This is a genomic window from Micromonospora sp. NPDC005206, from assembly GCF_040608175.1.
Taxonomy (GTDB): Bacteria; Actinomycetota; Actinomycetes; order Mycobacteriales; family Micromonosporaceae; genus Micromonospora.
On record NZ_JBEXHU010000026.1, the window covers coordinates 25,779 to 45,627 of the forward strand.

The 19,849-nt window shown below is 72.2% G+C and carries 17 protein-coding genes; 13 read left to right on the top strand and 4 right to left on the bottom strand.

Annotated elements, in window-relative coordinates; genetic code table 11:
* Nucleotides 1-120 precede the first annotated feature (120 nt).
* Both ABZU69_RS31510 and ctaD read left to right on the top strand, forming a co-directional pair.
* Nucleotides 121-1,227, top strand: coding sequence for an FAD-dependent monooxygenase (locus tag ABZU69_RS31510; RefSeq protein ID WP_354967946.1), 1,107 nt, complete (start codon nt 121-123; stop codon nt 1,225-1,227).
* 119 nt (nt 1,228-1,346) lie between these two features.
* The gene (ctaD, locus tag ABZU69_RS31515) at nt 1,347-3,107 is read left to right on the top strand and encodes a cytochrome c oxidase subunit I (protein WP_354967947.1); all 1,761 of its coding nucleotides are present in this window, start codon (nt 1,347-1,349) and stop codon (nt 3,105-3,107) included.
* Nucleotides 3,108-3,479: 372 nt separating this feature from the next.
* Here the strand turns inward: ctaD and ABZU69_RS31520 are convergent, their stop codons facing one another.
* From ABZU69_RS31520 to ABZU69_RS31535, 4 genes are read right to left on the bottom strand one after another with little or no spacing between them, the layout of a single operon-like run.
* Nucleotides 3,480-4,733 carry an MFS transporter gene (locus tag ABZU69_RS31520; RefSeq protein ID WP_354967948.1) on the bottom strand — a complete coding sequence of 418 codons (1,254 nt, stop codon included), beginning with the start codon at nt 4,731-4,733 and terminating at the stop codon, nt 3,480-3,482.
* 40 nt (nt 4,734-4,773) lie between these two features.
* The gene (locus ABZU69_RS31525) at nt 4,774-5,355 is read right to left on the bottom strand and encodes an isochorismatase family protein (protein WP_354967949.1); all 582 of its coding nucleotides are present in this window, start codon (nt 5,353-5,355) and stop codon (nt 4,774-4,776) included.
* A gap of 51 nt (nt 5,356-5,406) precedes the next feature.
* Nucleotides 5,407-6,693 (bottom strand): nicotinate phosphoribosyltransferase, encoded by a 1,287-nt coding sequence (locus ABZU69_RS31530; protein ID WP_354967950.1) that lies wholly within the window; start codon nt 6,691-6,693, stop codon nt 5,407-5,409.
* 16 nt (nt 6,694-6,709) lie between these two features.
* Complete coding sequence (locus tag ABZU69_RS31535; RefSeq protein WP_354967951.1) at nt 6,710-9,388, bottom strand: LuxR C-terminal-related transcriptional regulator; 2,679 nt, start codon at nt 9,386-9,388, stop codon at nt 6,710-6,712.
* Nucleotides 9,389-9,585: 197 nt separating this feature from the next.
* Here ABZU69_RS31535 and ABZU69_RS31540 point away from each other — a divergent pair, with 197 nt between their 5' ends.
* The 11 genes from ABZU69_RS31540 to ABZU69_RS31590 all read left to right on the top strand — a co-directional run bounded on the left by ABZU69_RS31540 (nt 9,586) and on the right by ABZU69_RS31590 (nt 19,654).
* A complete protein-coding gene (locus ABZU69_RS31540; protein WP_354967952.1) occupies nt 9,586-11,136 on the top strand; it encodes a hypothetical protein in 1,551 nt (516 codons plus the stop codon).
* A gap of 148 nt (nt 11,137-11,284) precedes the next feature.
* Nucleotides 11,285-11,575: an ATP-dependent Clp protease adapter ClpS gene (gene clpS, locus ABZU69_RS31545; protein ID WP_354967953.1), complete on the top strand. Its 291-nt coding sequence runs from the start codon at nt 11,285-11,287 to the stop codon at nt 11,573-11,575.
* Between the two features lie 61 nt (nt 11,576-11,636).
* A complete protein-coding gene (locus ABZU69_RS31550; protein ID WP_354967993.1) occupies nt 11,637-12,131 on the top strand; it encodes a DUF2017 domain-containing protein in 495 nt (164 codons plus the stop codon).
* Nucleotides 12,132-12,184: 53 nt separating this feature from the next.
* Entirely contained in the window at nt 12,185-12,673 is a 489-nt protein-coding gene (locus ABZU69_RS31555; RefSeq protein WP_354967954.1) for a M67 family metallopeptidase, read from the top strand.
* 66 nt (nt 12,674-12,739) lie between these two features.
* Nucleotides 12,740-13,129, top strand: a complete 390-nt coding sequence (locus ABZU69_RS31560) for a MoaD/ThiS family protein (RefSeq protein WP_354967955.1) — start codon at nt 12,740-12,742, stop codon at nt 13,127-13,129.
* Nucleotides 13,130-13,140: 11 nt separating this feature from the next.
* On the top strand, nt 13,141-14,106 hold the full coding sequence (locus ABZU69_RS31565; RefSeq protein ID WP_089017454.1) for a cysteine synthase: 966 nt from the start codon (nt 13,141-13,143) through the stop codon (nt 14,104-14,106).
* 224 nt (nt 14,107-14,330) lie between these two features.
* Nucleotides 14,331-15,074, top strand: a complete 744-nt coding sequence (locus ABZU69_RS31570; protein ID WP_354967956.1) for an MBL fold metallo-hydrolase — start codon at nt 14,331-14,333, stop codon at nt 15,072-15,074.
* A gap of 134 nt (nt 15,075-15,208) precedes the next feature.
* Nucleotides 15,209-15,934: a ribonuclease PH gene (gene rph / locus ABZU69_RS31575; protein ID WP_354967957.1), complete on the top strand. Its 726-nt coding sequence runs from the start codon at nt 15,209-15,211 to the stop codon at nt 15,932-15,934.
* Nucleotides 15,931-16,551: an RdgB/HAM1 family non-canonical purine NTP pyrophosphatase gene (gene rdgB, locus ABZU69_RS31580; protein WP_354967958.1), complete on the top strand. Its 621-nt coding sequence runs from the start codon at nt 15,931-15,933 to the stop codon at nt 16,549-16,551. The genes rph and rdgB overlap by 4 nt, the downstream gene beginning before the upstream one ends.
* A gap of 109 nt (nt 16,552-16,660) precedes the next feature.
* Nucleotides 16,661-17,929, top strand: coding sequence for an alginate lyase family protein (locus ABZU69_RS31585; RefSeq protein WP_354967959.1), 1,269 nt, complete (start codon nt 16,661-16,663; stop codon nt 17,927-17,929).
* Nucleotides 17,930-18,235: 306 nt separating this feature from the next.
* Nucleotides 18,236-19,654 (top strand): glycosyltransferase family 39 protein, encoded by a 1,419-nt coding sequence (locus ABZU69_RS31590; RefSeq protein WP_354967960.1) that lies wholly within the window; start codon nt 18,236-18,238, stop codon nt 19,652-19,654.
* Nucleotides 19,655-19,849 lie beyond the last annotated feature (195 nt).

A 19,849-nucleotide genomic window follows, 5' to 3' on the forward strand; every position in this document is an offset into this window, starting at 1 on the left:
GTGCGGGCCGCCCAACGATCGGCTTCGGGCGGGCCGATCGGGCCCTGGTGTGCGCCGATAGCGCCGAGTAGCGTGTTGCCTCCAACGCGTGCCGTATCCCCTCCGGAGGCGTACACCACCATGGGTGGCTCCCCCCTGCGCATCCTCGTCGTCGGCGCGGGCATTGCCGGCCTGGCCGTGGCCCGGGCGCTGCGCCTGGTGGGCTTCCGGCCGGACGTCACGGACAAGCTGCCACCGGGGGAGTCCACCGACACGGGCCTCTACCTACCGGGCAACGCCGCTCGCGCGCTGCACCGGCTGGGCCTGCACGACCCGGTCCGCCCACTCGGGCAGGTGATCCACCGCCAGCGCTTCTTCGACGCCGCCGGCGTGCCGCTCTGCGAGGTCGACCTCGACACTCTCTGGGCCGGCGTCGGCGAGTGCCGGGCGCTGCCCCGGGCGGATCTGCACCGGGTGCTGCTCAGCGGAGCCGGCGGCGCGGTCCGCCACGGCGCCGAGGTCCGCACCCTGGATCTGCTCCCGGGCGGGGTCGGGGTCACCTTCACCGACGGCACCAGCACCGAGTACGACCTGGTCATCGGTGCCGACGGGCCGCGATCCTCGGTCCGTACCCTGGCCTCCCTCGGCGGGCCGCCCCGCCCGGTCGGGCAGGTGGTCTACCGGGCCGTGCTCCGCGATGGCCCTCCGGTCACCGAGTGGACCGCCCTGCTCGGTCAGCGCTGCGGGTTGCTGATGGTGCCGATCGGTGCCGGTCGGCTGCACTGCTACGCCGACGAGGCGGGCACCGAGCCGCCCGCCGACCCGCTGGCCCGGCTGCGCGAACTCTTCGCCGACTACCGCGGCCCGGTGCCCGAGGTGCTGGCGGCGCTCGACCGGGTGCACGTCGCGATCACCGACGAGGTGGAGCTGGGCCGCTGGCACCGGGGGCGGGTGCTGCTGGTCGGCGACGCCGCGCACGCCACCGCGCCGACCCTGTCCCAGGGCGCGGCGATGGCGCTGGAGGACGCCGTGGTGCTGGCCGAGTCGCTGCGCGCCGCCGGCAGCGTGGAGGCGGCGCTGGTGGCGTACGAGAGCCGCCGCCGCCCGCGTACCCGATGGGTGCGGGACCGGACCCGGGACCGCAACCGGACCCGGGACGTGCCGCCGGCGCTGCGCGACCCGCTGCTGCGTGGACGCGGCGACCGGATCTTCGGAGAGCACTACCGGCTGCTGGTCGGCCCGCTGTAGATCGTGTCCCGCCACCCCACGCGGCGCTGCGACCTGCCGGGGACTATCCTCCTTGCGGATGACGGCCCGCAGATAACCAGCGTGTGCCGAGCGGGACAAACGAGAACCGGAGGCCACTCGTGACCACCGTCGCACCCAAGCCGGTCGTGACCCGGCCCTGGCCGGTCCGGGAGCCGGTCAAGGGGTCGGCCATCGCGCGGCTGCTGCGTACCACGGACGCGAAGCAGATCGGGATCATGTACATGGTCACCGCGTTCGCGTTCTTCATGATCGGCGGCCTGATGGCCCTGATCATGCGGGCTGAGCTGGCCCAACCCGGGCTGCAGTTCCTGTCGCCCGAGCAGTACAACCAGCTCTTCACGATGCACGGCACGATCATGCTGCTGTTCTTCGCGACGCCGATCGTGTTCGCCTTCGCGAACTACATCGTGCCGATCCAGATCGGCGCACCCGACGTCTCCTTCCCGCGGCTGAACAGTTTCGCCTTCTGGCTGTTCCTCTTCGGCGGGTCGATCGCGATCGCCGGCTTCATGACCCCCGGCGGCGCCGCCGACTTCGGCTGGACCGCCTACACCCCGTTGAGCACCGCGGAGCACTCGCCGGGCGTCGGCGGGAACATGTGGGTGGTGGGCCTGGCCGTCTCCGGCCTGGGCACCATCCTCGGCGCGGTGAACATGATCACCACGATCCTGACTCTCCGCGCGCCGGGCATGACCATGTTCCGGATGCCGATCTTCACGTGGAACATCCTGGTCACCAGCCTGCTGGTGATCCTGGTCTTCCCGCTGCTGGCCGCCGCGCTCTTCGCGCTCGCCGCCGACCGAATCATCGGGGCCCACGTGTACGACCCGGCGACCGGTGGGCCGATGCTCTGGCAGCACCTGTTCTGGTTCTTCGGGCACCCCGAGGTGTACATCATCGCGTTGCCGTTCTTCGGCATCATCTCGGAGATCATTCCGGTCTTCTCCCGCAAGCCGATCTTCGGCTACAAGGGTCTGGTGGCCGCCACCATCTCGATCGCCGCGCTCTCCATGAGCGTCTGGGCGCACCACATGTTCGCCACGGGTCAGGTGCTGCTGCCGTTCTTCAGCTTCCTGAGCTACCTGATCGCCGTGCCCACCGGTATGAAGTTCTTCAACTGGATCGGCACCATGTGGCGAGGCCAGATCAGCTTCGAGACGCCCATGCTCTGGGCGGTGGGCTTCCTGGTGACCTTCCTCTTCGGCGGTCTCACCGGCGTGCTGCTGGCCAGCCCGCCGGTCGACTTCCACGTGTCGGACTCGTACTTCGTGGTGGCGCACTTCCACTACGTGCTCTTCGGCACCATCGTGTTCGCCGTCTTCGGTGGCATCTACTTCTGGTTCCCGAAGATGTTCGGCCGGATGCTCGACGAGCGCCTGGGCAAGGTGCACTTCTGGCTCACCATGATCGGCTTCCACACCACGTTCCTGGTGCAGCACTGGCTAGGCAACGAGGGCATGCCCCGCCGATACGCCGACTACCTGCCCAGCGACGGCTTCACCACGCTGAACGTGATCTCCACCATCGGCGCGTTCATCACCGGTATCTCCACGCTGCCGTTCATCTACAACTGCTGGAAGTCGTACAAGACCGGCCCGGTGGTCGAGGTGAACGACCCCTGGGGTTACGGCAACTCGCTGGAGTGGGCGACGAGCAGCCCGCCGCCGCTGCGCAACTTCGACCGGATGCCCCGGATCCGCTCCGAGCGGCCGGCGTTCGACGCGAAGTTCCCGGAGCTGGCCGCCGGCGGCCAGAGCCTGGCCGGCCCGCCGGAGGGTGGCGCCAAGCCGCTCACCAGCGAGTCGGACGGCGGTGCCAGCTACCGCGAGGACACCGCCAGCGACATCGACCGGAACTGACACTCAGCTCCGCAGCTGTACGACGGGCGCCGCCACCGGGACCACCGGAAGCGGCGCCCGTCGCCATTCCCGCCTCGCCTCGCCTCGGCTCGGCTCGGCCCGTCACGGCTGGGGCCGGCTCGTCACCGCCCGCGCCGGCCCGCCGCCTGACGGGTTCCCCGGGCCACCTGTACCTGATGAGCCTTATACCTCTGAGGTATATCTATGACTTACAGGTATAACCCTTCTCCGGCACAGGCCCGCCGGGCAGCGGCACGGGCGGCACGGCAAACCGGTTCCCGCGCCCGGGGGACTTCCCACGCGAGCCGGGGAGGTTCGTTCGCCAGCCAGGCAGGGGAGGTTCGTTCGCCGCAAGGCCGCGACGTGCCGGCTTCAGCGGGCCGCGGCGGGGGTGAGGTCGGTCTCGACGGGCGGGGGCGGGGTGGCCGCGTCCGCGTTGCGGCGGCGACGCAGCTCGATCGGAAGCACCACCAGGGTCACCAGCGCACCCAGCGCGCCGGTCACCACGAAACCCCAGAGCGGGGCGCTGGCGTCGATCACCGCACCGGCGAGCGGCGCGCCGACGGCGATGCCCACGGTGACCGCGGATCCGTGCAGGCCCATCGCCTCACCGCGCACCTCTGCCGGTGCCAGCCGGCTGACCGCGTCGGAGGAGGCCGCGATGGTCGGCGCGCAGAGCGCCCCGGCCGGGATCAGCGCCAGGCAGAGTAGCCACCAGTGCGCGCCGCCCAGCCCGACCGGGATGGTGCAAAGGCCGAGCGCCGCGGTCAGCGCCAGCGGGGAGAGTGAGCGGTGCACGGCACCGTACGCGAAGCCACCGAACAACGAGGCGACCGCCCAGCCGGCCAGCACCGCGCCGGTCCAGCCGGCCTCACCGCTCTCCCGCAGCACGGCAACCACCGCCACGTCGGTCCCGCCGAGCACGAGGGTCGCGGCGGCGCTGACCGCCAGGACGGCGAGCAGCCGGGGGGTCAGCCACTCCCGGCGAGGCACCCTGCGCCGCGGGCCGGTGGGCTCGGCGACGCCACGGATCGGTGGATTGAGCAGCCACAGGGCGATCCCGGCGGCAACGATGCCGGCGCCGACCAGGTAGAGGGTGGTCCGTGCGGAGATCGCGGTGACCAGGGCCACCGCCAACGCCGGGCCGACCATGAAGGACAGCTCCACCGACATCGAGTCCAGCGCGTACGCCGGGCGGCGCCGATCCTCCGGAACCAGCGCCGCGATGGACTGCCGGACCACCGAGAAGATCGGCAGGGCGAGCGAGCCGGCGACGAAGGCGGCAGGCAGCAGCAGCGGGTACGGCAGCGACGGCGCGGTGGCCCAGAACACCGCCTCGGCGATGCCGGTGAGCACCAGGACCGGGCGCAGGCCACGCCGGTCCACCAGCCGACCGAGCAACGGGCCGCCGATCGCCGCGCCCACCGTGATGGCCGCGCCGACCAGGCCGGCCGCCCCATAGCCCCGATCGAGGTCGAGCACCACGTGGAAGGTCAACGTCACCCCGGTCGCGGTGAGCGGAATCCGGGCGAGGACGGCTACCAGCAGCAGCGACCGCAGGCCGGGCAGAGCGAGCGCTTCCCGGTAAGGCTTCATGTTCACGTGGGTCCGTACCTCCGGCGACATCCTCGACCGGCGGCGGGCCGATGACCAACCAATTACCGCCTCATGCGGCCCTGATCACAGGCTGACCGTGCAGGGTCACCCCCGCGCCGTCCATCGCCCGCAGCGCCACGTCGGTGGTGTCCGGAGCGACCGCCGCCGTCAGCTCCAGCAGCACGGTGGTGGCGAAGCCCTCCCGGGCGGCGTCCAGCGCGGTCGCCCGGACGCAGTGGTCGGTGGCGATGCCGACCAGGTCGACCCGGTCCACGTCGTGCCGGCGCAGCCAGTCGGCCAGGCACTCGCCGTCGTCGGCGTGCCCATCGAACCCGGAGTACGCCGCCGCGTGCTCACCCTTGTGGAAGATCGCCTCGACCCGCTCGGTGTCCAGGTCGGGGTGGAACTCCGAGCCGCTGGTGCCGACCACGCAGTGCCGGGGCCAGGACTCCACGAAATCCGGCGGATCGCCGAAGTGCGCACCCGGGTCGATGTGGTAGTCCTTGGTCGCGACCACGTGCGCCCACCGGTCCGGCTCGGTGGCGATCAGCCGGGAGATGCCGGCGGCCACCCCCGCGCCGCCAGCGACGGCCAGCGAGCCGCCCTCGCAGAAGTCGTTCTGCACGTCCACGATGATCAGCGCATTGCGCACCGGGCGCTCCTCTCGTCACGGCCGCGCCCGTGTGGCGGGCCCCGGGTGATCTCAGTCGGCGGGTACGACGGTGACCGGCACGGCCGGGTCGCCGGCGGAGAGCTTCAGCCCCTCCCACGGGATGGAGATCAGGCACTCCCGCAGGTGTTCCCGCGACTCGTCGAGGGTGGGCAGCTCCACCGGTTCGCCGTCGACCACGTACGAGCGCTGGAGCATCCGGTCGTTGGGCTGTCGGTCCGGCACGCCCTGCGGGCAGATGACCTCCTCGGTGGCGGTGCCGGTCGGCTTGTGCCGGCGGACCGCGACCTTCCGGCCGCCGATGGTCGCCTTGTGCTCGGAGCGCTTCACCACCGGCCGTCCCTCGACCTCGACGAGCTTGTAGACCAGCCCGGCGGTGGGAGCCCCGGAGCCGGTGACCACGGCCGTGCCAGCGCCGTACATGTCCACCGGCTCGGCGGCCAGCGACGCGATCGCGTGCTCGTCCAGGTCGCCAGAGACGATGATTTTGGTCTCGGTGGCGCCCAGCGAGTCCAGCAGTTCCCGGGACTGCTGGGCGATCACCGCGAGGTCGCCCGAGTCGATTCGCACCGCCCGCAGTGCCGGCCCGGCCACCGCTATCGCGTTGCGGATGCCCTGGCTGATGTCGTACGTGTCGACGAGCAGCGTCGTGTTGTTGCCCAGCGTGGCCACCTGCGAGGCGAACGCGGCCCGTTCGTCGTCGTGCAGCAGCGTGAACGCGTGTGCCGCAGTGCCCGCCGTGGGGATGCCGTAGTGCGCACCGGCGGCAAGGTTGGAGGTGAACCGGAAACCGGCCAGGTACGCGGCCCGCGCCGCGGCCACCGCGGCCCCCTCGTGCGCCCGGCGCGCTCCCATCTCGATCAGCGTCCGGCCGCGTGCCGCGGTCACCATCCGGGCCGCCGCCGCCGCCACCGCGCTGTCGTGGTTGAGCACCGAGAGCGCCAGCGTCTCCAGCACCACGCACTCGGCGAAGCCGCCGGAGACGGTGAGGATCGGCGAACCGGGGAAGAAGAGCTCACCCTCGGCGTACCCGTCGATGTCGCCGGTGAAGCGGTAGTCGGCGAGCCAGGCGGCGGCCGCGTCGTCGACCACCCCGGTCCGACGCAGGAAGTCGATCTCCGCCGGGTCGAACCGGAAGTCGCGGATCAGCTCGATCAGCCGGGCCGTGCCGGCGACCACGCCGTACCGGCGCCCGGTCGGTAGCCGGCGGCTGAACACCTCGAAGACGCAACGGCGGTCGGCGGTGCCGTCCTTGAGGGCTGCGCTGACCATGGTCAGCTCGTAGTGGTCGGTCAGCAGCGAGGGGCGGAGAGTGCTCACCGCCCCAGCCTAAGGTTCAGCTCGCGGCGCCGCCCTCGTGGCCCGGGATCGACCGGAGGGCCGCCCACAGCTCGGCCCTGCCGGTCACACCGAGCTTGGTGTAGATCCGCTGGAGATGGTTCTCCACCGTTCGTGCCGAGAGGTAGAGCCGCTCGGCGATGGCTCGGCTGGTCGCGCCGTGCGCGGCGAGCCGGGCCACCTGCCACTCCCGCTCGGTCAGCACCGGCGCCCCGGCGTGCAGCGCCGGCGTACGGATCAGGTCGCAGCGGCTGAGCAACCCGGCGAGACGCTCCCGGGCGTCGCCGGCCGCCGCCGAGTGCTGCCGGCGCAGCCGGTGCAGGGCCTGGGCGGTGGCCTCGGCGGCGTACACGTGCAGCTCCAGCGCGACGTAGTCGTCGGCGACCGCGAGCAGATCCGTGGCGGCGTCGGTCACCGCGGCCCGGGCGTGCCGGGCCAGCAGCGGCGGGAGCACGCCGTCGACCTGCTCAGAGAGCTCGGCGAGGCGCTGCGCGACGGTGCGCCGGCCGCCGTCGGAGCAGGTCGGCCCGACCGGCGCGCCGGCCTGATCCAGCCGGACCAGATCGTGCAGGACGTGCACCTCGTGCCCGGCGAAGCCGTCCGAGCGCAGCCGGTCCACCAGGTCGTTGAGCTGTTTGATCGCGCCGGGCAGATCGCCCGACGCGGCGAGCACCGCGCCGCGGGCCTGCTCCAGCCACGGGTAGAGCACCGCCATGCCCGGTGCCTGGGTGCGGTCCGCCTCGGCCATCGCCTCGGTGGCCTGCGCCGCGTCGCCGCGCAGCGCCGCCGCCTGCGCCCGTTCGGCCTGGGCCAGACCGGCGTAGACCCGACTGGTGGCCAGCACCGCGCAGGCGCCCAGCGACGTCCGCATCGCCCCGTCGCTCTGCCCGCGCATGCGGGCGGCGTACGCCTGGAGGATGGCCAGGTATCCGGTGCCGAGCCGGAAGTCCCCCGCACCCGCGAGGTCGGCGAACTCGTCGGCGACGATCGCGTCGATTCCGACCAGGTCGCCGGTGAGCATGAGCCGGGTGCCGCGGGCCAACTCCAGGGCCAGTTGCAGGTACGGCATGTCGGTACGCCAGCTGGCCGCGGCGGAGTGCACCTGGGCGATCGCCGTACCGCTGCGGCTCAGCTGGCCCTGCGCGGCCTGGACGTATGCGATGGTGCTGCGGGCCAGCTCGCGGGCGGCCACGCTGGCCGCCGGCCGGTCCAGCACCCGCTGGCTGAGCCGTACGGCGGTGGTCGTGTCCAGCCGGTGCAGTCGCATGATCGCCTCGAAGGCGTGCACCCGGGCCCGGTCGGCGGAGTCGCTGAGCTGCTCGACACGGGACGCGATCTCCTCCACCGTGGATTCCCGGCTCAGCCCCCAGTAGCTGACCATTCCCCGCACGGTCAGCCATCGGCAGAGTCGCCGCTCGTCGCTGGGGTCGGGGCTCACCGCGTCCAGGACCTCGATGGCCTCCTCCGGCCGGTCGGCGAACATCAGGATGGTGGCCAGCAGCTCCGCCGCGTCCGACCCGCCGTCGGCGTCCAGCGCGGCGCGGGCCAGCCGGGTCGCCAGCGGCACGTCGTAGCGGGTGAATGCCTGCACCGCGGCGTCCACCAGCAGGGCCGGGTCCTGCGCGGTGCCCGAGTCGAGCCGCCACACCGCCACCCGCAACAGGTCGTCGCGGCGGCGCTTGCCGACTCGCTCGAGCAGCTCCGCGAGGCTCGCCTGGAGCCGTCGGGTGCGGCTGACCGGGCAGCGGCGGCGCATGACCTCGCCGTAGAGCGGGTGGGCCAGCCGGACGTTGGTCCGCCGGTCGTGCTGCACCACGCTGATCAGCCCACGTTCCTCGGCGATCTCCACGTCGGCCGGGTCGGCGGCCTGGTTGAGCAGGTGCAGGCCCAGGGGCTCGCCGAAGGCGACCAGCTCGACGACCGCGCGGACGCCGTCGGTGAGCTGCCCGACCCGGGTGTCGATCAGGTCGGTCAGATTGGGCGCCAGCTCCAGCCGCCCGGTCCACTTCCAGATGCCGTAGGTGCGCTTGAGCTCCGCGCTGCCGTTGGCGGCGTGCACCAGCTCGCGCAGCAGTAGCGGGTTGCCGGCCGACAGCCGGCCGAGCCGGTCGGCGGAGCCGGCGTCGACCGGGCCGTCCAGGATCGCCGCCAGCAGCCCGGCGGTCTCCGCCGGTGGCATCGGGGTCAGCTCGACGTGCTCGACCAGGTCGTCGGTCCAGAGTGCGCGGATCGGCAGCGGGATCTGCTCGCCGTCGCGTAGGGTGCCGACCACGGTGGCGTTCTCCGCGCGGGCGACCAGGTGCACCAGCGCCGCGGAGGGCGGGTCGAGCAGGTGCGCGTCGTCGATGGCGAGCACGATCCGCCGGCCGGCGGCCTGCTGTTGCAGCACGCCCAGCGCCCAGCGCAGGATGCCGGCGGGCGAGAGGCCCTGGGGCTGCTCGGCGGGGAGGACCTGCACGAGCCCGCCGAACGGCAGCGCGGCCGTGGTGGCGCTGGCCGCGATGGACCAGATCGCGTACCGGTCGGTGGGCAGCGTTTTCACGCCCTCGCGCAGCAGCCGGCTCTTGCCGATGCCCGCGCTGCCGCTGAAGAAGAGCCCTCGGCCGGCCTGCCCGGTCACTGTCGCCAGCAGGCGGTTGAGCTCGTCGGTTCGGCCGACGAACTGCCATCGACTCATCCCGGCAGCATATCCATCGAGACCTGTCTGCGCCGGTACCGTCACGCACCGAAGTTGAGTAATCTCGCGATTACCGGTGAGTATTCGAAGTGTTCCGCCCGGTTACCTGGCCGCCCGTAGTCTTCCGGCATCCGGGTACCGTTACCGGTATTTCCACGCGACCGGATGCCTGGTCGCCTGCAATGGGAGGCCACCTGATGAAGCAGGGCCCTCTCCCCTCGGTCGACTCGCCGGGCGACATGGCCGGCCCAGCTGACCTGCCGCGCTGCGGTCCGCTACCCACCCGGATCGGGGTGACCGGCCCCGCTCCGGAGGAGCCGCTCGGCGTGGTCGCCGTCGGCCCCGCCGGTGCCGAGCGTCGCGGCGTGTTCGCCACCCTGCTCGGGCTCGACCCGGTCATGCTCACCGTGCCGGCGGGCAGTTGGCTGGTGGTGCGACACGCCAAGGCGCCCACCCGGGCGGCGTACGTGCCGGGTTACCGCCAACCGCACTCCTACGGCGCGGACCGGGACGCCGCCGGCCCGGCGCTGGCCCGCCCGCCCCGGCGGGTCGAGCTGAGCGTGCCCGAGCCGCTGCTGCGGCACTTCACCCTGGTCGACACGCCGGACACCGGCACGCTCGGCGTCGCCGGCGGCCGGGTGCTGCTCGACGCGGTCGGCCGGGCCGGCGCGCTGCTCTTCGTGATTGCGGCCGATCAGGCGTTCACCGCCGCGGAGCTGAACCTGCTCGCCGAGGTGGCCCCGGCCGCGGTGAAGGTCGTCTTCGCGGTCACTCCCGGCGCGGCGGGCTGGGCGCCGCTGCCCGACGGCGCGGCGACGACGGAGGACGCGGGGGCGTCCGTCCCGCCGGCACAGGGCGGGCCGGGGAAGGTGGACCCGGTCGCGGTGACCGTGGCGGCGCACCGCGCGGCGCTGCTGGCCGCGGTGCCCTCGCTGGCGAGTGCGCGGTGGTTCCCGGTCGACGGCGCCGAGTCCGCCGCCGACCTGCGCCGGGCGCTGGTGGGTTGGGCGGCGCACGAGGGGTTGCAGCGGGCCAGTGCGGATCCGCCGGTGCTGCCCGGCCAGCACGACCGGGTGTCGGTGGTGTCCGACCCGGGGGACTGGTCCGAGCAGCTCGACCGGCAGACCCGCTCCTGCGCACAGCGGATCCGCCAGCACCTCGCGCTGGAGTTGGCGAACGCCCACCTGCGGGTGGTTCAGGAGATCGTCTTCGGGGTCGGGTGCGCCGGCCTGCCGGAGTTGCTGGACCGGGAGATGGCGGCGTTGTCGCTGTTGGCCACCGCGCAGTGCGACCACGCGGTGCGGGGCATCGTGGCGGACGCCGCGGCCCGGGTGCTCGGCGCGCCGCCGGCCGGGGGTGTGCGCCGCCGGATCGCCACCGCCGTGCAGTACGGCCTGACCGATCACTGGCCCGGCCGCGACCTGGACCGGGTGCTGCTGATCACCAGCACGGCCGGCGTGGCCTCGCTGACCGGTCCGGAGGCGATCGACGCGCTCGACGGCTATCCGCGGGCGTCCCGCGACGAGGTGCTCCCGCCGGTCGCGGTGGCGCTGTCCGGTGGATGCTGGCAGCAGTGGCGTACGCCCGGCAATGACGACCACAACGCCGCCCGGGCGTGGTCCCAGCGGGCGTTGCGGGAGGTCGAGCTGGGGCTGTCCCGGGAGATCTCCCGACGGTTCGAGGTGATCCGCCTCTCGCTGGGCGCGGTGCTCTCCGATGCAGTCGATCACGGCATCCTGCTCGCCTGACGGCGGGGCTGCGCCCTGCTCCGGCCCCGTGCGAGACCTCGCGTCCAACAGCGTTCAGGGCGAGGCCGGGGACGCCGGGTTGGGTGATCCTCGCCGGGCCGGCGTTCCGGTTCCTCGGTTCCGGGAAACCGGTGGCACGATGGGGGGCATGGCGGCTCCGCAGGTTGCACCGGTCGAGACGCCGGCCACTCACGAGGTGCCGGCGTCCGAGCGGCAGTGGGTGACGATCGTGTGGGACGACCCGGTCAACCTGATGACGTACGTGACCTGGGTCTTCCAGAAGCTTTTCGGCTACAGCCGGGAGAGGGCCGAGCAGCTGATGCTGGACGTGCACCACAAGGGCCGCGCCGTGGTCTCCACCGGCGCCCGGGAGCGGATGGAGCACGACGCGTCGCAGTTGCACGCGTACGGGTTGTGGGCGACGGTGGACCGCTCGTGAGCGCGAGGAGTGAGCCGGTTCTGCGAGCCCCGCAGTCGCGAACAGGGGGGGCATCGTGAGCATGTTCCGCCGCCAGGCCGGCCGTTACGTCGCCACCTTCGCCGTCGACGAGGTGCGGGTGCTGCGCAAGGTCGCCTCCGAGGTGGTCGGTCTGCTCACCGACGGCTTCGACCACACTGACCCGGTCGTCGGCCGGCTCTTCCCGGCGGCCTACCCCGAGGACGCGGCCGGCTCCGCCGAGTTCCGCCGCTACACCGAGGGCGACCTGAAGACCGCGAAGATCGATCAGGCGGGGGCCATCCTGGCCGCGCTGCCCGATGAGGCGGGCGGTGAGGTGCGGCTGGACGCCGAGGCGGCCGAGGCGTGGCTGCGGGCGTTGAACGACGCCCGGCTGGCGATGGGCGTCCGGCTGGAGATCAAGGACGGGACGGACCTGGGTGAGGAGCTGGACGACGCGGTCGCCGAGGACCCGGCCTCCAGCCGGGTGTTCCAGCTGTCGGTCTACGCGTACCTCGGATATCTACAGGAGTCGCTGCTCAACGCCTTGATCGATTAGGCGTGACCGGCACCACTTCAGGCCGGTACCCGGCAGGCGTTAGGCTGGTGCACGTGCTGAGCATCGACCGGTCGATCATCGACGCGATCGTCGCCCACGCGCGCCGGGACCACCCAGACGAGGCGTGCGGCGTGGTCGCCGGTCCCCTCGGCAGCGACACACCGACCCGGCACATCCCGATGGACAACGCCGCGCGGTCGATGACGTTCTACGAGTTCGACTCGATGGAGCAGCTGCGGGTGTGGCGGGAGATGGACGACCGGGACGAGGAGCCCGTTGTCATCTACCACTCGCACACCGCCACCGAGGCGTACCCCTCGCGCACCGACGTCTCCTTCGCGGGCGAGCCGGGCGCGCACTACCTGCTCGTCTCGACTCGCGAGCCCGACTCCGAGGAGATCCGGTCGTTCCGGATCGTCGACGGCGTGGTGACCGAGGAGCCGGTTCGGATCGTGGCGGCTGGGGTCGACCCGCACGCCGTCCAGTCCTACATGTTCGGGCAGAGCCCGGCGACGGTCGACTACGAGTGTTCCGGCCGCTGACCCGTCAGCGTCCGCACCCGTTCCGTCCCGTCACCCCTGGCACACTCGAATGAGGAGCACGACATCATGGCCATCGAGGTTCGCATCCCCACCATCCTGCGCAGCTACACCGGCGGCGCCAAGGTCGTCGAAGGTTCCGGCGACACCCTGAGCGACCTGCTCGCCGACCTGGATTCCCGGCACGCCGGGCTGCGGGGCCGGCTGGTCACCGAGGCTGGCACGCTGCACCGTTTCGTCAACGTCTACGTCAACGACGAGGACGTCCGTTTCCTCGGCGCGCTGGACGCCAAGCTCTCCGACGGCGACAGCATCACCATCCTGCCGGCCGTGGCCGGCGGCGCGTTCGGCTTCGCGGCGGCAGCGGCGATCAGCCAGCACAGTGCCGCCGTGGCCAGCCAGCAGAGCGCGACGGCGGCAGCCCGCGACAGCCGTCGCGGTGCCGTCGCCGCCCGCTGAGGGCGGCCGCCATGGCGCGGTACGACAGCCTGCTCGACGCCTGCGGGGGCACGCCGCTGGTCGGCCTGCCCCGGCTCTCCCCGACGGTGCCCGAGGGCGCCCCGCCGGTGCGGCTCTGGGCCAAGCTGGAGGACCGGAACCCGACCGGCAGCATCAAGGACCGGGCGGCGCTGTTCATGGTCCGCGCCGCGGAGGAGGCCGGCCGGCTCCGGACGGGTGACACCATCCTGGAACCGACTAGCGGCAACACCGGCATCTCGCTGGCCATGGTGGCCAAGCTGCGCGGCTACCGGCTGGTCTGCGTGATGCCCGAGAACGTCTCCACCGAGCGGGTCCAACTGCTCCGGATGTACGGCGCTGAGATCATCTTCTCGCCGGCGGCGGGTGGCTCCAATCAGGCCGTCGCCACCGCCAAGCAGATCGCCGCCGAGCATCCCGACTGGGTGATGCTCTACCAGTACGGCAATGAGGCCAACGCCCGGGCGCACTACGAGACGACCGGCCCGGAGCTGCTGCACGACCTGCCCACCATCACGCACTTCGTGGCCGGCCTGGGCACCACCGGCACGCTGATGGGCACCGGGCGCTACCTGCGGGAGAAGGTCGACGGCATCCAGGTCGTGGCCGCCGAGCCGCGCTACGGCGAGGTGGTCTACGGCCTGCGCAACATCGACGAGGGGTACGTGCCGGAGCTGTACGACGCCTCGGTGCTCTCCCGGCGCTTCTCGGTCGGCACGCGGGACGCGGTGCTGCGTACCCGGCAGCTCGTCGACGTGGAGGGCATCTTCGCCGGCTTCTCCACCGGCGCGATCCTGCACGCCGCCCTCGCGGTGGCGCATGAGGCGGTCCGCGACGGCCGCCGCGCCGACGTGGCCTTCGTGGTCTGCGACGGCGGCTGGAAGTACCTGTCGACCGGCGCGTACGGCGGCACGCTGGCCGACGCCGAGGACGCCCTGGAGGGGCAGCTCTGGGCGTGACCGATCTGGTCTCCGCGTACGGGCCGTCGATGCGCACGTCGACGGCCCGTACGCTGCCCGCCGCGCCGTGAGCAGGTGTCACGTTCGTGACAAGTTCCATTGGATGATTCTTGCGGCCGCGTACCCCAGCGTAGGCTGCGCAGCGTGGCGTACGCGTCGGTAGAGATCACGGCCGGGACGACGGCCGGCTCGGGTGCTACTGACAGTGACAGCGAGAAAACTTGATGCGACTGACCGTCCTGGGTTGCGCCGGTAGCTTCCCCGGCCCCGAGTCGCCGTGTTCGGCCTACCTCGTCGAGGCCGACGGCTTCCGGCTACTGGTCGACTTCGGCCCTGGTTCGCTGTCCAGCCTCCAGCGGTACGCGGGGCTGCACGCCCCGGACGCGATCCTCCTGACCCACCTGCACTGCGACCACATCCTCGACGCCGTGTCGTACGTGGTGGTCCGCCGGTACGCCCCGGACGGTCCCTACCCGGCGCTGCCGGTGTACGCGCCCTCCGGCGCACCGGACCGGCTCAGCGCCGCCTACGGCGACGACGGCTCCGTGGAGGACGTCTACCAGTTCTACGCCCTCCAACCGGGCACCTTCCCGATCGGCCCGTTCACGGTCACCGTCGACCGGGTCAACCACCCCGTCGAGACGTACGGCGTGCGGCTGGAGCACGGCGGTCGGTCGCTCTGCTACTCCTCGGACACCGCGCCCTGCGACGCGCTGCTGCGGCTGGCCCAGAACGCCGACGTCCTCCTCTGCGAGGCCAGCTACCTCGACGGCGTGGACAACCCACCGGACCTGCACCTCACCGGCCGGGAAGCCGGTGAGGCGGCGACCAAGGCCGTGGTCGGCCGGTTGCTGCTCACCCACCTGGTGGCCGCCTGGGGCAGCGAGGCGCACACGCTGGAGTCGGCCGCCGCCGCGTACACCGGGCCGCTCGAGGTGGTCCGGGCCGGCGCCAGCTACGACGTCTGACCCACCTCGCCCCGGCCGCACGTGGTGGTCGATGCGACCAGCGCGCTGCCCGAGGTGCAGGGGCGCCGCCGTCGGTGGTGTCCGGTCGGGGCACCCCGGGGCAGGTGCGGCGCCGCACCGCATAGGGTGCAGGCATGGCGCGACCTGACGGGCGAGGGCCCGATGAACTTCGACCGGTGACCCTGACCCGAGGCTGGAGCACACATCCGGAGGGCTCGGTGCTCGTCGAGTTCGGCGGCACCCGGGTGCTCTGCACGGCGAGCGTCACCGAGGGCGTGCCCCGCTGGCGCAAGGGCTCCGGGCTCGGCTGGGTGACCGCCGAGTACGCGATGCTGCCCCGGGCCACCAACACCCGCTCCGACCGGGAGAGCGTCAAGGGTCGGGTCGGTGGCCGGACCCACGAGATCTCCCGGCTGATCGGCCGCAGCCTGCGCGCCTGCATCGACCTGAAGGCGCTCGGCGAGAACTCTGTGGTGCTCGACTGCGACGTGCTCCAGGCCGACGGCGGCACCCGGACCGCCGCGATCACCGGGGCGTACGTGGCGCTGCACGACGCGGTGGACTGGCTGGCCGCCCGCAAGGCGTTGGCCGGGAAGCCGGAGAACGTGATGCACCGTTCGGTGGCCGCGGTCAGCGTGGGGATCATCGCCGGCGAGGCGCGGCTCGACCTCTGCTACGAGGAGGACGCGGCCGCCGAGGTGGACATGAACGTGGTCTGCACGGGCGCGGGCGATTTCGTCGAGGTGCAGGGCACCGGTGAGGCGGGCGTGTTCGCCCGGGAGCAACTCGACACCCTGCTCGACCTGGCCGTCGCCGGTTGCGCCGACCTGGCCGAGGCCCAGCGGAAGGCTCTCTCATGAACAAGGTCCTGCTCGCCACCCGCAATCGCAAGAAGCTGGTCGAACTCCAGCGGATCCTGGACGGCGCGCTCGGCGCGCACCGGATCGCCCTCCTCGGGCTGGACGACGTCGAGCAGTACCCGGAACTGCCGGAGACCGGTCTGACCTTCGGCGAGAACGCGCTGATCAAGGCGCGGGAGGGCTGCCGGCGTACCGGGTTGCCGACCATCGCCGACGACTCCGGGATCGCGGTGGACGCGCTCAACGGGATGCCGGGGGTGTTCAGCGCCCGCTGGTCCGGGCAGCACGGTGACGACCACGCCAACCTTCAGCTGGTGCTGGATCAGATCGCTGACGTGCCCGACGAGCAGCGGGCCGCCTCGTTCGTCTGCACGGTGGCGCTGGTGCTGCCCGGTGGCAAGGAGCACCTCGTCGACGGCCGGCAGTCCGGGCAGGTGCTGCGCGCTCCGCGCGGTGATGGTGGATTCGGCTACGACCCGATCTTCCTGGGCGATGGACAGGACCGGACCAACGCCGAGCTGACCCCGACCGAGAAGGACGCGGTCAGCCATCGCGGCAAGGCGCTGCGCGAGCTGGCCAAGCTGATCGCCAAGGTGCTGCCGCCCACCGCGGCCTGAGACCGGGACAGTCCGGTCGGCAGCCAGGGGTGGCCAGGTGATCGGACGATGGCATGTACTGAATCCGGAAGTCCGGGCATCCGGATCGGCAGGTGGTCGGGGAGACGGGATGGCGTGGGCCGGTAGGCGCGGCGTGCTGGCGGCACTGATGGGTCTTGCCCTGCTGGCCGCCAGCGGTGGTCTCCTGGCCTTCTCGACCAAGACGCCGGAGGGTGGGGCGGCCGGCGCGTGGGTCGTGGAGCCCATCCCGCCGGCGCCACCGCTGACCGAGTCGCGCGACGCCCGCAGCGGTTTCGTCCACCCTGGCGTGCTGGTGCGCAGCGAGCAGTTGAACTTCGTGAGCCGCAAGGTCAGGGCTGGTGAGGAGCCCTGGCGTTCGGCATGGCTCGCCATGCAGCGCAGCCAGTACGCCGAGCTGTCCTGGCGCCCCCGACCGGTGTCCACCGTGGACTGCGGCTTCTACTCCCAGCCGGACAGCGGATGCACCGCCGAGGCCGAGGACGCGGTGGCCGCGTACACCCAGGCGTTGATGTGGTCCTTCACGCGTGACCGCAGGTACGCGGAGAAGGCCATCGACATCCTGGACGCGTGGTCGGGCGTTCTCAAGGAGCACACCAACGCCAACGCGCCGCTGCAGGCGGGGTGGGCCGGGGCGACGTTCGCGCGAGCCGCGGAACTGATCAAGCACACCTACACCGGCTGGCCCCCCGATTGGTTGGCCCGTACGGAGCGGATGCTCCGCACTGTCTACCTACCGACGGTCCTCGCCGGGACGAACGGCTCCAGGGCGGGGAACTGGGAACTGATCATGCTCGACGCGGCGGTGGGCATCTCGGTCTTCCTCGACGATCGCGCCTCGTTCCTCAAGGCCGTCGAGAAGTGGCGGCTGCGGCTGCGGGCGTACGTCTATCTCAGTGGCGACGGCCCCCTGCCCTACGCGCCACCCGGCGACGTCTTCACGAAGACGCAGCTCATCGACTATTGGGGTGGGCAGAACCCGCTCGTCGACGGGCTCGCCCAGGAGACCTGCCGCGACTTTCTGCACACCGGGTGGGGCCTCGCAGCGGCGGCGCATGTCGCCGAGACGGCGTGGATCCAGGGGCGGGACCTGTACGCCGAGGCGCGCGAGCGGCTCACTCGTGCGCTGGAGTTCCACACCGGCTTCGAGCTGGGCAGGCCGGTGCCGCCGTGGCTGTGCGGGGGTCGGCTCGTCACCGGGTTGGCGCCGTCACCCGAGATCGCCTTCAACCACTACGCCACCAGGATGGGGCTCGACCTGCCGAACACCAGGCGCGTGGTGGAGGCCGACCGGCCCGCGGGGCCGGCCGCCTACTTCTTCGCCTGGGAGACGCTGACCCACGCCGGTAACCCCAACTGACCGCACGTCGGCTCTCCCGCCACCGCGGCCAGCTCTGACCGCTGGACCCCTGTCGACGCGCCCTGGCCTGCGCGCAACGGCCGGCAGCACCCCGTGGCCGGTCGCAACCAGGGGCGTCTAGGCTACGCAGCTGCGAGCCACATCCCGGGCGGCGGCCGCCGTGCCGGCCCAGCGCGATCCAAAGGACCAGGACGAATGGTCGAGTTGGCCCCCTCCACCAGTTCGCCGGAGGTGACCGCAGCGGGTGAGGCGCGCGCGGAAGCACGCCCTTCAGCTCCCCTGACGGATCGACTCGCACGCTGGTCGGTGCCGGTCGTACCGGCCCTCGCCGCGTTCCTCATCGCGCTCTACGGCCTTGAGCGCCGGCAGCTCTGGCGCGACGAGATCGCCACGTGGGCGGCGTCGACGAAGTCAATGGGGGCGCTGCGGGGCCTGGTGGAGGTGACCGACGCGGTCATCGCGCCCTACTACATCCTGATGCACGGCTGGATCGCGGTGTTCGGCGAATCGGAGGCGTCCCTGCGGATGCCGTCCATCATCGCGGTGGCGCTCGCCGCCGCGATGACCGCGGTCATCGGCCGCAAGCTGTTCGACCCGACGACCGGTCTGTTCGCCGGTCTGCTCGTCGCCGTGCTGCCGACCGTCTCCCGGTACGCGCAGGAAGCGCGCCCCTACGCTCTCGCCGCCGCCGCGGTGGCGCTGGCGACCCTGCTGATGCTGCGTGCGGCGGAGCGGCCGACGTGGCTGCGGTGGCTCGCGTACGCCGTGGTGGTGGCCGTGGCCGGGTTGCTGCACATGGTCGCGCTGCTGCTGTTGCCGGCGCACATGGTGTACGTCCTGAGCCTTCGTCAGAAGAGGGTGATCCTGCGCTGGTTCCTGGCGGCGGTCGCGGCTGTCATCCCCGTGCTTCCCCTGGCCTGGATCGGGTCCGAGCAGGCCAAGCAGGTGTCGTGGATTCCGGAGGCCACCTGGGACAGCACCAACAACGAGATCGTGCGGGTGACGGGCAGTGTCACGGTCAGCGCGCTGATCATCGGGCTGGCCCTCCTCGGCGCCGTGACGCTGGGGCGTCGTGGCGCTCTGCTCGGCACGTGGGCGGTCGCGCCGTTCTATGTACTGCTGCTCATCTCACCGGTGGCGGCGCTGCTCATCCATCGGTACGTGCTGTTCACCCTGCCGGCGTGGTGCCTGCTGGCCGTCGCGACCGTGACCCGGCACGCCCAACCGGCGCCCGGTACGGCGACGTCGTCCTGGCGGCGGGCCGTCCTGCCCGCGCTGCTGGTCGTGCTCTGCGCCGCCTTCGCGCTGCCGATGCACGCGACGAACCGCGAAAACGTCGTGCCGGGCGAGCCCGACCTGCGGGGCGCGGTGGCGGTCCTCGCGGCGGAGGCCAACGCTGGCGACGCGGTCGGGATCCATGCCGGATACGCCAGTCGACTGCAGGACGGTGTGAACTACTACCTTCGCCGGGCCGACGGGCCGGAGCTGAACACGGTCTTCACCGCTTGGCCCGGCGGCGTCGCGACGTACGGGCGGACCTGCCGGAACGGCGACTGTCTCCGCACGGCCGAGCGGCTGTGGCTGGTCAGCGGGTCGACCGAGGCCGACCAGCGCACCGGCATGAATCCGTCGCTGAGCCAGCAGCTCGCCGGGTTCGAGCAGGTCCGGGTGGTCCGGCTCACCGGGGTCACCGTGTCACTGTGGCAAGCCACGGGACGGGCCTGAGCAGGGAGTTCCGACGCACCGTGACCGATGTCCACTGTGTCCGGCGACCGCTCGTACGGAGCTGACGCGCACCGCCTGCGCACCGACGGTCCCCGGATGGAGTACGGGCGTTCCGGCCGTATACCCTCGCCGTCGCCGCTAGTGCATGGCGGTGTGGCGGGTACACGCCACCCCACCCCTACCGCAGTGGTGAGG

Coding starts and splice junctions, on each gene's coding strand:
- ABZU69_RS31565 (WP_089017454.1), top strand. CDS start 13,141: ATGGCGCGGTACGACAGCCTGCTCGACGCCTGCGGGGGCACGCCGCTG.
- ABZU69_RS31510 (WP_354967946.1), top strand. CDS start 121: ATGGGTGGCTCCCCCCTGCGCATCCTCGTCGTCGGCGCGGGCATTGCC.
- ABZU69_RS31560 (WP_354967955.1), top strand. CDS start 12,740: ATGGCCATCGAGGTTCGCATCCCCACCATCCTGCGCAGCTACACCGGC.
- clpS (WP_354967953.1), top strand. CDS start 11,285: ATGGCGGCTCCGCAGGTTGCACCGGTCGAGACGCCGGCCACTCACGAG.
- ABZU69_RS31520 (WP_354967948.1), bottom strand. CDS start 4,733: ATGTCGCCGGAGGTACGGACCCACGTGAACATGAAGCCTTACCGGGAA.
- ABZU69_RS31570 (WP_354967956.1), top strand. CDS start 14,331: ATGCGACTGACCGTCCTGGGTTGCGCCGGTAGCTTCCCCGGCCCCGAG.
- ABZU69_RS31535 (WP_354967951.1), bottom strand. CDS start 9,388: ATGAGTCGATGGCAGTTCGTCGGCCGAACCGACGAGCTCAACCGCCTG.
- ABZU69_RS31585 (WP_354967959.1), top strand. CDS start 16,661: ATGGCGTGGGCCGGTAGGCGCGGCGTGCTGGCGGCACTGATGGGTCTT.
- ABZU69_RS31550 (WP_354967993.1), top strand. CDS start 11,637: ATGTTCCGCCGCCAGGCCGGCCGTTACGTCGCCACCTTCGCCGTCGAC.
- rph (WP_354967957.1), top strand. CDS start 15,209: ATGGCGCGACCTGACGGGCGAGGGCCCGATGAACTTCGACCGGTGACC.
- ABZU69_RS31540 (WP_354967952.1), top strand. CDS start 9,586: ATGAAGCAGGGCCCTCTCCCCTCGGTCGACTCGCCGGGCGACATGGCC.
- rdgB (WP_354967958.1), top strand. CDS start 15,931: ATGAACAAGGTCCTGCTCGCCACCCGCAATCGCAAGAAGCTGGTCGAA.